The 10,882-nt window shown below is 63.4% G+C and carries 12 protein-coding genes; 10 read left to right on the top strand and 2 right to left on the bottom strand.

The window, feature by feature from the left end; translation table 11 throughout:
• Positions 1–225 precede the first annotated feature (225 nt).
• From QZY07_RS22985 to QZY07_RS22955, 7 genes are read left to right on the top strand one after another with little or no spacing between them, the layout of a single operon-like run.
• Positions 226–447 (top strand): lipoprotein, encoded by a 222-nt coding sequence (locus QZY07_RS22985; RefSeq protein WP_295407998.1) that lies wholly within the window; start codon positions 226–228, stop codon positions 445–447.
• Between the two features lie 22 nt (positions 448–469).
• A complete protein-coding gene (gene lysA, locus QZY07_RS22980; RefSeq protein ID WP_295407996.1) occupies positions 470–1,717 on the top strand; it encodes a diaminopimelate decarboxylase in 1,248 nt (415 codons plus the stop codon).
• The gene (locus QZY07_RS22975) at positions 1,714–2,433 is read left to right on the top strand and encodes a class I SAM-dependent methyltransferase (RefSeq protein WP_295407994.1); all 720 of its coding nucleotides are present in this window, start codon (positions 1,714–1,716) and stop codon (positions 2,431–2,433) included. The genes lysA and QZY07_RS22975 overlap by 4 nt, the downstream gene beginning before the upstream one ends.
• Positions 2,430–3,260 carry a diaminopimelate epimerase gene (gene dapF / locus QZY07_RS22970; protein ID WP_295407992.1) on the top strand — a complete coding sequence of 277 codons (831 nt, stop codon included), beginning with the start codon at positions 2,430–2,432 and terminating at the stop codon, positions 3,258–3,260. Before QZY07_RS22975 ends, dapF begins: the two co-directional genes overlap by 4 nt.
• Positions 3,261–3,270: 10 nt before the next feature.
• Entirely contained in the window at positions 3,271–3,969 is a 699-nt protein-coding gene (locus QZY07_RS22965; RefSeq protein WP_295407990.1) for a DUF484 family protein, read from the top strand.
• A gap of 43 nt (positions 3,970–4,012) precedes the next feature.
• Positions 4,013–4,924: a tyrosine recombinase XerC gene (gene xerC / locus QZY07_RS22960; RefSeq protein WP_295407988.1), complete on the top strand. Its 912-nt coding sequence runs from the start codon at positions 4,013–4,015 to the stop codon at positions 4,922–4,924.
• Between the two features lie 9 nt (positions 4,925–4,933).
• Complete coding sequence (locus tag QZY07_RS22955; RefSeq protein WP_295407986.1) at positions 4,934–5,596, top strand: sulfotransferase family 2 domain-containing protein; 663 nt, start codon at positions 4,934–4,936, stop codon at positions 5,594–5,596.
• 77 nt (positions 5,597–5,673) lie between these two features.
• Here QZY07_RS22955 and QZY07_RS22950 read toward each other — a convergent pair whose 3' ends face one another.
• Entirely contained in the window at positions 5,674–6,459 is a 786-nt protein-coding gene (locus QZY07_RS22950) for a DUF2189 domain-containing protein (RefSeq protein WP_295407984.1), read from the bottom strand.
• 402 nt (positions 6,460–6,861) lie between these two features.
• Between QZY07_RS22950 and QZY07_RS22945 the strand changes: the two genes are divergently transcribed.
• The 3 genes from QZY07_RS22945 to lgt all read left to right on the top strand — a co-directional run bounded on the left by QZY07_RS22945 (position 6,862) and on the right by lgt (position 9,393).
• Positions 6,862–7,842 (top strand): MBL fold metallo-hydrolase, encoded by a 981-nt coding sequence (locus QZY07_RS22945; protein WP_295407983.1) that lies wholly within the window; start codon positions 6,862–6,864, stop codon positions 7,840–7,842.
• 79 nt (positions 7,843–7,921) lie between these two features.
• A complete protein-coding gene (locus QZY07_RS22940) occupies positions 7,922–8,473 on the top strand; it encodes a Smr/MutS family protein (protein WP_295407981.1) in 552 nt (183 codons plus the stop codon).
• A gap of 71 nt (positions 8,474–8,544) precedes the next feature.
• Positions 8,545–9,393 carry a prolipoprotein diacylglyceryl transferase gene (gene lgt, locus QZY07_RS22935; protein ID WP_295407980.1) on the top strand — a complete coding sequence of 283 codons (849 nt, stop codon included), beginning with the start codon at positions 8,545–8,547 and terminating at the stop codon, positions 9,391–9,393.
• Positions 9,394–9,400: 7 nt separating this feature from the next.
• On the opposite strand, the gene QZY07_RS22930 is transcribed toward lgt, so the two are convergent.
• A complete protein-coding gene (locus tag QZY07_RS22930; protein ID WP_295407979.1) occupies positions 9,401–10,867 on the bottom strand; it encodes a glycine betaine ABC transporter substrate-binding protein in 1,467 nt (488 codons plus the stop codon).
• Positions 10,868–10,882 lie beyond the last annotated feature (15 nt).

Below are 10,882 nucleotides of genomic sequence, written 5' to 3'. Positions count from 1 at the left end.
TGCGCCACCTGAGCATGAACCTGTTCGATCAGGAGGGGTCGGCGATCAGCTTGGCCAAGAAGCGCCGCAAGGCCGCGTGGAATGACGACTATCGCGCCAAGGTCGTGTTCGGCTGAGAATTTAAACGCGCTCGCCCTGGCGAAACTTCCAGGACCACGCCTAACCTGAACCCTGCCATGTATACTTGACGACCCTGGCCAAACCCTATTTCGCGCGAGGCGCTTCATGCACTGCTGGGCTCGATCTCTCTTCATCGCCGTGGTCGTGGCGCTTGGGATCCTTGGCATGCTGGGCGCCTGCGGCCAAAAGGGAGCGCTTTATCTGCCCGAAAAAACGCCAGCCATTGCCCCTGCCCCAGGCGCGGACGTTCCAGTCGCCCCACCGCTCGCCCCGAGCGAAGCCCAAGAAGCGACAGCGACATCCGCGACCCGGCCCAACCCGCCCTAGCCGAGAACCGCAGCGACCCCGAATGGACCATTTTAACGAACGCGACGGTGTCCTTCATGCCGAGGACGTCCCACTCACCGCCATCGCCGAGCGTTTCGGCACGCCCTGTTACGTCTATTCGCGGGCCACGATCGAACGCCACTGGCGCGCCTTCGACCGCGCCTTTCGCGAGCATCCGCATCTGATCTGCTTCGCGGTCAAAGCCAACGCCAATCTGGCGGTACTCAATGTCCTGGCCCGCCTGGGCTCGGGGTTCGACATCGTTTCGGTGGGCGAACTCGAACGAGTGCTGGCGGCGGGCGGCGATCCCGCCAAGGTGATCTTCTCCGGTGTCGGCAAACGCGCGGACGAAATCCGCCGCGCGCTCGACGTCGGCATCCGCTGCTTCAATGTCGAGTCGGAATCCGAGCTGCTCCGGCTCGATCGACTCGCGGGCGAACTCGGTTGCAAGGCGCCGGTGTCGCTGCGGGTCAATCCGGACGTGGACGCCCGGACCCATCCCTACATCGCCACCGGACTCAAGGAGAACAAATTCGGCATCGACATCCAGTCCGCCGAGGCCGTCTATCTCCGCGCCGCCGCCCTGCCCAACCTGCGGATCGTCGGCATCGACTGTCACATCGGCTCGCAACTGACCGATCTGGCGCCCTTCATCGACGCGCTGGGCCGGGTCATCGCCCTGGCCGACCGTCTGGCGCAGTCCGGCATCGTCCTCGAACATCTGGATCTGGGCGGCGGGTTGGGCATCCGCTATCGCGAGGAACATCCGCCGGAACCCGCGGCCTATGCCGCCGCCCTGAGTTATCAGTTGGCCAGCCGTCCCTATGAGGTCATCCTGGAACCCGGACGCGCCATCGCCGGCAATGCCGGCATCCTGCTGACCCGCGTGGAATATCTCAAACACGGCGAGCACCGCCATTTCGCGATTCTCGACGCGGCCATGAACGACCTGTTGCGCCCCGCCCTCTATCAGGCCAACCAGGACATCGTCCCGGTCGTGCGCGCGAGCGATGCCGACCCCGCCCGTTACGATCTGGTGGGACCGGTCTGCGAGACGGCGGACTTTCTCGGCAAGGAACGCACCCTGGCCCTGCGCGAGGACGACCTGCTCGCCGTGCGCGGCAGCGGCGCCTATGGCTTCACCATGAGTTCCAACTACAACAGCCGACCGCGCGTGGCCGAGGTCATGGTCGACGGCGACCGGGCCACGCTGGTGCGGGAACGCGAGACCGTCGCCAGCCTGTTCGCGGGGGAGTCCGTGCTGCCGTGAAACGCCGTCTCGAACCCGAGTTGATGGATGACGCCGCGCAGGCGCTCGCCTATGCCGAGGCGGATTTTTCCGAATCCAACACGCTGTTTCTCGAACTGCTGAAACAGCTACGGCCTGGCGATCTGCACGGTGCGCGCGCGCTCGATTTGGGCTGCGGCCCGGCCGACATCAGTATCCGCTTTCTGCGCGCCTACCCGAAAGCGACCTGCGACGCGCTCGACGGCGCCCAGGCCATGCTCGACCTGGCCCAGAAAGCGTTGGACGGACTCCCCGGCGTCGCGCCGCGCTGCCGGTTGATCCGCGACAGTATCCCCTCCACGCAGATCCCGAGCGCCCACTACGACCTGATTCTGTCCAACAGCCTGCTGCATCATCTGCACGATCCGCAAGTGCTCTGGCGTGGCATCCAGGAGGCCGCCAAACCGGGCGCGCTGGTGCTCGTCATGGATCTGATGCGCCCGGCCTCCGCCGGTTGGGCCGAGGCGCTGGTGGCGACCTATGCCAATGGCGCCCCGGAAGTTCTGCGCACCGACTTCCGCCATTCGCTGTTCGCCGCCTTCGAGCCCCAGGAGGTCGTCGTCCAGCTTGCCGAAGCCGGACTGACCGCGCTGGAGGTCGCGGTCGTCAGCGACCGCCATCTGGCCGTTTCGGGGCGTTTGACTGGCGCCGCGTCGGACGGAGTCGATGGGCCTGTGCTGAGCGGAGTCGAAGCATGAGTTTGCGCTTCACCAAAATGCACGGACTCGGCAACGACTTCGTCGTCTTCGACGCCATTCGTCAGCACGTCGATCTCGATCCCGCGACCATCCGCCGGCTCGCCGACCGGCGTTTCGGCATCGGCTGCGATCAGATTCTGCTGGTCGAACCGCCGCGTCTGGCCGGCACTGACTTCCACTACCGCATCTTTAACGCCGACGGCTCCGAGGTCGAACAGTGCGGCAACGGCGCCCGCTGCTTCGCGCGTTTCGTCCGCGATCAGGGCTTGAGCGACCGCGACGAGATCCCGGTCGGGACCGCCGCCGGCGCGATCCGGCTCTATCTGGAGCCGGACGGACAGGTCCGGGTCGACATGGGACCGCCCGAACTGACGCCCGCCCGCATCCCCTTTCAGGCCGACACCTCAAGCCCGACCTACGACCTGGAGATCGACGGCGAGACGCTGACCATCGGCGCGGTCTCCATGGGCAATCCGCATGCCGTGCTGCTGGTCGAGGATGTCGAGACCGCTCCGGTCGCCCGACTCGGTCCGCTCATCGAGTCGCACCCGCGCTTTCCGCGCCGGGTCAACGTCGGTTTCATGCAGATCCTGACCCCGGGGCACATCCGCCTGCGCGTCCATGAACGTGGCGCCGGCGAGACCCTCGCCTGCGGTACCGGGGCCTGCGCGGCGGTCGTCAGCGGACGGCTGCGCGGACTGCTCGACGCCCGCGCGCGGGTCAGCCTGCCGGGCGGAGATCTTATGATAGAGTGGCGCGGTCCATCCGAGACGGTCTGGATGACGGGTCCGGCCGAAACCGTGTTCCAGGGGGAGATCGATCGATGAGGGCGCAGTCGTGAACAGTCCGCAGGCCGAACCGGCCACACCCGAGGATCCCGAACTCAACACGCTGGTGACAAACTATCTGCTCAACCATCCCACCTTCTTTGAGCACAACCCGGAGGTGCTGAGTGCCCTGCAGGTTCCGCACCACACCGGCGGCGCCATCTCGTTGATCGAGCAACAGGTACGGATCCTGCGCAAACAGCTTGAGACCGAACGCAACCGTCTCAGCCATCTCATCTCCCGCGCGCGGGAATATGAAACGCTCTCCGCCCGTCTGCATGGGCTGGTTCTGCAACTGCTGTCGGTCAACGATCCAGAGCACCTGTGTCACCTTCTCAAGGACGGTCTGCGCCGGGAGTTCCACGCTGAGGCGGTCAGCCTCAAGCTCTTCCCTGTGGCACCGGCGGAAAGCGGCCAACTAGACCCCCTGACTGCGGCTTTCCGTGATTTCGTGGATCGCGAACACGCACTCTGCGGCCCCTTGAACGCGGAGAAAGGCGTCATCCTGTTCGGCGATATGGGTGTCGCCATGCGGACCGCGGCGCTGATACCGATTCTCGCCGATGGCCAATCCGGTGTTCTCGCCATCGGCAGCGCGGACCCGGAACGCTTCCGCCCCGACATGGGCACCGACCTACTCGACCAACTAGGCGAAATCGTCAGCCATAAGCTGAAAGCGGTTCCGCTGCCGCCATGCAGCCATTGTTAACGTCCGCTCGGGATCGAGACCGTTGACGCACGAATCGCCAACGATGAACGCCGAGACATCGCCAGATCCGATCGGACCTTTTATCGCCCATCTCGCCCATGAGCGTCGCCTGGCCGAGCATACCCTGACCAATTATCGCCGCGACCTGGAGCGTCTCGCCGCCTGGCTGGCCGACACCGAGACCGGAACGATCGACCGGCTTGACGCGCAGAGGGTGCGTCAATACATTGCCTGGCGTCACCGCAACGGCGCCTCCGGCAAGACCCTGCAGCGCGAACTCTCCAGCCTGCGCAGTCTCTACCGCTGGTTGCTGCGGGAAGGTCGCGCGGACGCCAATCCCGCCGTCGGCGTGCGCGCGCCGAAGACCCCGCGCAAGCTGCCGGTCACGCTCGACGCGGATCAGTTGTGCAGCCTCCTGGACCACGCCGACGATGATCTATTGACGATCCGCGACACCGCCATGATCGAGCTGTTCTACTCGTCCGGCCTGCGTCTGGCGGAACTGGTCGGGGTGAATCTGGGCGACATCGACATGACCGAAGGCGAGCTGTCGGTCCTCGGCAAGGGCGCCAAAACGCGCCTCGTTCCGGTCGGCGCCAAGGCCCGCGAGGCCGTGCAATCCTGGCTGCGAGTGCGCGCCAATCTCGCCCACGCCGACGAGTCCGCGCTTTTCGTCAGCAGCCGCGGCACCCGCATCCATCCGCGTACCGTGCAGGTGCGTCTTGCCCACTGGGGACAAACGCAGGGAGCCAGCCGCGGACTGCACCCGCACCTGTTCCGCCACAGCTTCGCCACCCATCTGCTCGAATCCTCCGGCGACCTGCGCGCCGTGCAGGAGCTGCTCGGACACGCCGATATCGGCACCACCCAGATCTATACCCATCTGGATTTCCAGCATCTGGCTCAGGTGTACGATCAGGCGCATCCGCGGGCGAAGAAAAAACCTTTGATTTGACCCACTATTATGTTGCTCTCTCCCAAATACCGGTTTCTCTTCGTCCATATCGCCAAGACCGGCGGAACCAGCGTGCGCTCGGCTCTGGAAGGCTTGCGCTGGCGCGACCCCTGGTACTACCCCATGTTTCTGTGCAGCCGTTTCAGCCATCTGAGCGGCCATCGCATTGCGACCAAGTTGCCGCGCCACGCCAAGATCATCGCCGCCCGGGAACTCCTGCCCAGGGAATTTTTCGACTCGTTGTTCAAATTCGCCTTTGTCCGCAATCCTTGGGATCTTCAGGTCAGTTCCTTTCATCACATTCGCCGGGAGCGCCCACTCTTTCTGGGAGGGCGAGAAACCTTCGAGGACTTTCTCCGCTGGAAGCTCGATCCGCAACGCCCCTACCAATATCACCTCGATACCTCCATCACCTTGCAATCGGACTATCTGATCGATCTGCACGGTCAGGTCATCGTGGACTTCATCGGCCGCTATGAACGCCTGCACGATGATTTTGCGACCGCCTGCGCACGGATCGGCATCCAGCCGCCCACACTACCCCACGCCCGCAAGGCGGAGGATCGCAAGCAGGACTATCGCAGTTATTACAACGATCAAACCGCCGAACTTGTCGCCAGCCATTTTGCCCGCGACATCCAATTGCTGGAGTATCGGTTCGAACCGGATTGAATCGCCACCCGAGCGGTCTTAGTGGTTGTGAAAACCTCGGTGTCGCGGTCGCTCGCGGCGGTCGGCGGAACGCGAACTCAATCTCTTGGCACAAGGTCTCGATAGGCATGCCAGGTCGCGTGACCAACCAGCGGAACCGCGATAAAGAGTCCGATATAAAAGGTCACGAGACCGACGCCGACAATAAAGACGATCAGCGTCGCCCACAGCAGCATGGGAATCCAGTTCACGACGACGGCCCTGACACTGGTCCGCATGGCGGTCAAGGCGTTGATTGGTCGGTCGATCAGCATCGGCACGGTAATGGCGCTGATACAGAAGGCACAAGCAGCGAAAAAGGCGCCGACGACCGTGATGGACACCAGGATCAGGGTGTGCTCGCCAGACAGGAACACAACGGGGATGAAACGCTCCCACGTCGGGAATGGATGATTGAACAGCATGATAAACAGAAAAACCGTGGCAAGAATCCACAGTTGCATGATCATCACCAGAAAAGCGGTCGCGATTCCAAGTTGTCCCTGATTTCGCTTGAATGCCTCAAGTGCCTGGCAGGTCTTCAATGACTCGCCGCGTTCCAGGTGGGCGCTCATCTGATACAGCCCGATGGCTAGCAGCGGCGCAACCAGAAAAAAACCGGCGATTAAAAACGGCACCAGAAAGGTCAGATGGCCCACGACCAGCAAGAGTGTAATCAAGCCGCTGATCAGTACAATGCCGGCGCCATAGGTCAGACTGTAGCCGGGCGCGGACTGGATATCGCCCCACCCTTTGCCTAACCACTGCCAGATATTCTCGAAATCGATCTTGTTGACACGCGGTTCGTCCTGGCCCGTGTGTTCCGCGGCGGTAATCGTGTGCATGGCAGGTGCCTCCGAAAATGATGATCCGAGCCTTCGTCCGCGTTGCGCCGATCGCCGTTGCGAACCGCGAGACCGATGTCTCGGGGACACGACGCATGTCATGGTGGACGCGGCCTCGATCGGGTGTTTGATTGATGGCGCCTAAGTCAACGCCAGTTTCAAACGATCCACGACTTTTTCGAAAAACGCAAGCGAAAGATTAGAATAATCAATGTATTAGATTTTGTCTTTTTGCTTATATTCAGGCCGCGCAGCGGCCCTGAGACTGCGGTGGGCGGCGACCGTAGCCGCACGGATCGCTACCGAACTGCGAATGATCGAGTTCTTCGTTTAGACTGTCAGGGCAATTGGCTGGACGTCCCAACCAACGACGGTCTCGTTAGATCAAGTCTCGGAGCCCTCATGTCCCACACCCCTTTCATCCCCCTCGTCGAAGAGCTTGCCGAGGGCATCCATTGCATTGAAACCGGCCTCTATCGACACGGACTCGCGGCCTGCTATCTGGTGCGCGAGGGTGATCGACTGGCCTTCGTCGATACCGGCACGGCCCACAGCGTGCCCGCTCTCCTGGCGGTAATTGCCAAACTCGGCCTGACGCCAGAGCACGTGGATTATGTGATCCCAACCCATGTCCACCTGGATCATGCGGGTGGAGCCGGCGGTCTGATAGCCGCCTGTCCCAAGGCGCATCTGATCATTCATCCTAATGGCGCGCCACACCTGATCGATCCCGGCAAGCTCATCGCCGGGGCCACGGCCGTCTATGGAGAGGCCGCCTTTGTCAGGGATTTCGGCGCCCCGACACCAGTCCCGGCCGAGCGGATCATCCTGGCCGAGGATGGTCAAACCTTCGATCTCAATGGCCGCACGCTGACCTTCCTCGACACGCCCGGCCATGCGAACCATCACGGCTGTCTCTTCGATGGCAGAACCCAGGGCTTTTTCACTGGCGATACCTTTGGCATCGCCTATCGCGAGTTCAAGACCGCCCAGGGGCCCTGGCTGTATGCCCCAACCACACCGGTGGCCTTCGACCCCGATCAGTGGCTCGCCAGCCTGGACAAGCTGATGGCCTTCGCGCCCCAGGTCATGTATCTGACCCACTATGGCCGCGTCGATCATCCCGAGACACTCGTGGACGATCTACGCCAAAGCATTCGGGACATGGCGAGCCTGGCGCTCGCCGAGCAAGGCCGGGCAGACGGTGAGCGGCAGGCCCGGCTCAAGGCCGCCATCGCCGAGCACTTGATCGCCAGCGCTCGCGCGCACGACGTTGACATTCCTGATGCTCGGATCAATGAATTATTGGCGGTCGATACCGAACTCAATGCGCAGGGATTGCACGTCTGGCTGCAACGACGCGAGCAGCGGGCGGCGGCTTGAGCCGCGACGGTGCCGAACAACTGAACGCAGAGCATCGTGACGAAACTGTGAACAACTCCAGTCACCAAATCCTTGGGGGATGAGAGGTGGCTCATTGATTGAGAACGAAAAAGATGGCGTAGACTTGTTTCGACAGCAAGTCCGGGACGCCGCGCCGCTACAGCATGATGTGGTCGCGACCTATCGCCCCAAACCGCCGCCCATTCCGCGCCCGCGCGCCATCGCGCCGCCAGAAGACGCGGCGCGCGTCACCCTGTCCGAATCCGAAGTCGAGACGCCTGACTTCCTCCTGTTTGCCCGCCCCGGTATTCAACGCCGGGTGCTCGCCGATCTGCAACGCGGCGCGATCGAGGTGGGGCTGGAGGTGGATCTGCATGGTCTGCATGCCGAGCATGCCCGGCAGCTCCTCGCCGAATTTCTTGCCGAGTGCGGCTATCGTCATGTCCGCTGCGCGCGCATCATTCATGGCAAGGGGCATCGTTCCTCGGGTCATCAGCCGGTACTCAAGCAGAAGGTCAATTACTGGCTGCGTCTCTACGATCAGGTTCTGGCCTTCTGTTCGGCGACCCGACGCGATGGCGGCACGGGCGCGGTCTATGTCCTGTTGCGCAATCCCAACAAACAAAGGTAGAGCGAGCGACGCTGACAATCCTGCCGGATCAGGTTCAATCCTGTTCGATTGCCGTGATACCATCCGCACCCATGCTGACCTACCCCGAACTCGATCCCATCGCGCTGGCCATTGGACCGCTCAAGGTCCATTGGTACGGTTTAATGTATCTTGTCGGTTTCGCCGTGGCCTGGACGCTGGGCCGCTGGCGCGGCTCGCGGACCGGCTCCGGCTGGACTGGCGAGATGGTGGACGATCTGATCTTTTATTGCGTCATCGGCACCATCGCCGGCGGCCGTCTCGGCTACATGTTTTTCTACGGCTTCGACCAGATCCTCGCCAACCCGCTGAGTCTCTTGAGGGTCTGGGAAGGCGGCATGTCCTTTCACGGCGGCCTCATCGGGGTGACGATCGCGATCCTGGTCTTTGCGCGCCGCCAGGGATTGCGCTTCTTCCAGGTCGCCGACTTTCTGGCTCCACTGGTTCCGCCCGGACTCTTCGCCGGGCGTCTCGGCAATTTCATCAACGGAGAGCTGTGGGGCCATCGAACCGACGCACCTTGGGGCATGCGCCTGCCCTGCGACCAATTTCCAGCTCAATGCGTGGATCAGGCGCGGGACGCCCTCTGGAGTCCACCGGTCCATGCCTCGCAACTCTACGAAGCGGCGCTGGAAGGACTCGCGCTGTTCTTCATTCTCTGGTTTTTCTCCCGCCAACCGCGCCCCATGATGGCCGTCTCGGGTCTTTTTCTGCTCGGTTACGGGACATTCCGATTCATGGTGGAATTCGTGCGGTTGCCGGATGCCCACATCGGTTACCTCGCCTTCGACTGGCTCACCATGGGGCAGTTGCTGACGCTCCCCATGATCCTGGCCGGAGCGATCCTGCTGGCGCTCGCGTATCGCCCCCGGGCTTCGGCGGGTCGACCGCCAGCGCGCTGATTGCGCCTTAGCCGCGAATCCCGCGCGGGACCACCGCCCGCTCCGCCCGCTCGAAGAGCCATTGCGCGGCGAGCGCGAACAGCGCCGAGGGGATGGCGCCTTCCAGGATCAAATCCGTGTCGTCGAGCCGAATGCCGGCCAGGATCGGCTGACCAAACCCGCCGGCGCCGACCAGTGCACCGAGGGTGGCCGCGCCGATGTTGATCACGGCTGCGGTTTTGATGCCGGCGAGCAGGGTTGGCAGCGCCAGCGGCAGCTCGATCCGCCACAGACGTGCGCCGGCTGACAGCCCCAGGGCGTCGGCGGACTCGCGCAGGGTAGCGGGGATACCGACGAGGCCGGCATGGGTGTTGCGAACGATCGGCAGCAGACTGTAGAGAAACAGCGCCACCAGGGCCGGACCCGCGCCGATTCCGAGAAAGGGGATCATGACGACCAGCAGCGCTAACGCCGGAATCGTTTGCAAGATACCGATCAAGGCAAGCAGACCCTGCCCCAGACGGCGGCGGTAAGCCGCCAGGATGCCAAGCGGTACGGCCACGACCACCGCCGCCAGAAGCGACACGCCGACCAACATCGCATGTTCAAGGGTATAGCGTAGCAGGCGTGCGGCGCGGCCCTCGGCCGGAGCGGCGGACGCGAGATCGAACCGGGTGCGCAGCCAGTCGGTGGCAACCTCGGCCTCGGCGCGCCCGTCGATCTTCATCGCCGCGTTCATCGCGATCATCCGCTCCGCGTCGATCAGGCCGAGACTGCGCCGCAATGCCGCCACCGCCACGGGCGAGCGCCGCTCCAGGTCCGCCCGGTAGAGCAACACGGCATCGTAGCGCGGGAAATAATCAAGATCGTCGACAAGGGTTCGCAGGTCGTAAGCAGCGATCTCGGCGTCGGTCGTATAGACCTCGGTGACGTCGGCATCTCCGGCGCCAAGCGCGCGATAGGCCAACTCGTGTTCGACGCCGCGCACATCGCGCTGCGGCAGTCCATAGACATCGCGCAGACCGGGCCAACCATCGGCGCGATCCATGAACTCGCTGCCAAAGCGCAGTCGGAGATCCGGGTGGGCCTTCAAGTCGGAGATGGAGACGATCCCCAAGGCGGCCGCTCTGGACTCCGGGATGCCGAGCGCGAAGTTGTTCTGAAAACCGATCGAACCGGCTAGGCGGATGCCATCCAGCGCCAGGCGGGCAACGAGCGCCGCCGCGTCCTGGGGCTCGGAACGCGCCAGGATTTCATGGGTCAGGGTTCCGGTGTACTCGACATAGGCGTCGATCTCGCCGTTGACCAGGGCATTGAAGAGAATCCGGGTGCCGCCGAGCGCGCGACGGTGGCGCACCGGCGTGCCAGAGTCGGCGACCAGCTCCTTCAGCACCTCCCCGAGCACGACACTCTCGGTAAACCTCTTGCTACCGATCATGACCTCGTCGCCGGTCCGGCCACAACCGGCAAGCATCAGCATCAGGGCGGACAGCACGCCGAGCGAAGCCCA

The sequence above is a fragment of the uncultured Thiocystis sp. genome (assembly GCF_903866365.1).
Taxonomy (GTDB): Bacteria; Pseudomonadota; Gammaproteobacteria; order Chromatiales; family Chromatiaceae; genus Chromatium.
Note: the sequence above shows the minus strand (reverse complement) of the source record. Positions and strands in the feature narration are given on the sequence as shown.

What these genes read in the sequence shown, in the direction of transcription:
- QZY07_RS22985 (WP_295407998.1), top strand. Translation starts at nt 226, where the DNA reads ATGCACTGCTGGGCTCGATCTCTCTTCATCGCCGTGGTCGTGGCGCTT.
- lysA (WP_295407996.1), top strand. Translation starts at nt 470, where the DNA reads ATGGACCATTTTAACGAACGCGACGGTGTCCTTCATGCCGAGGACGTC.
- dapF (WP_295407992.1), top strand. Translation starts at nt 2,430, where the DNA reads ATGAGTTTGCGCTTCACCAAAATGCACGGACTCGGCAACGACTTCGTC.
- xerC (WP_295407988.1), top strand. Translation starts at nt 4,013, where the DNA reads ATGAACGCCGAGACATCGCCAGATCCGATCGGACCTTTTATCGCCCAT.
- QZY07_RS22955 (WP_295407986.1), top strand. Translation starts at nt 4,934, where the DNA reads ATGTTGCTCTCTCCCAAATACCGGTTTCTCTTCGTCCATATCGCCAAG.
- QZY07_RS22950 (WP_295407984.1), bottom strand. Translation starts at nt 6,459, where the DNA reads ATGCACACGATTACCGCCGCGGAACACACGGGCCAGGACGAACCGCGT.
- QZY07_RS22945 (WP_295407983.1), top strand. Translation starts at nt 6,862, where the DNA reads ATGTCCCACACCCCTTTCATCCCCCTCGTCGAAGAGCTTGCCGAGGGC.
- QZY07_RS22940 (WP_295407981.1), top strand. Translation starts at nt 7,922, where the DNA reads ATGAGAGGTGGCTCATTGATTGAGAACGAAAAAGATGGCGTAGACTTG.
- lgt (WP_295407980.1), top strand. Translation starts at nt 8,545, where the DNA reads ATGCTGACCTACCCCGAACTCGATCCCATCGCGCTGGCCATTGGACCG.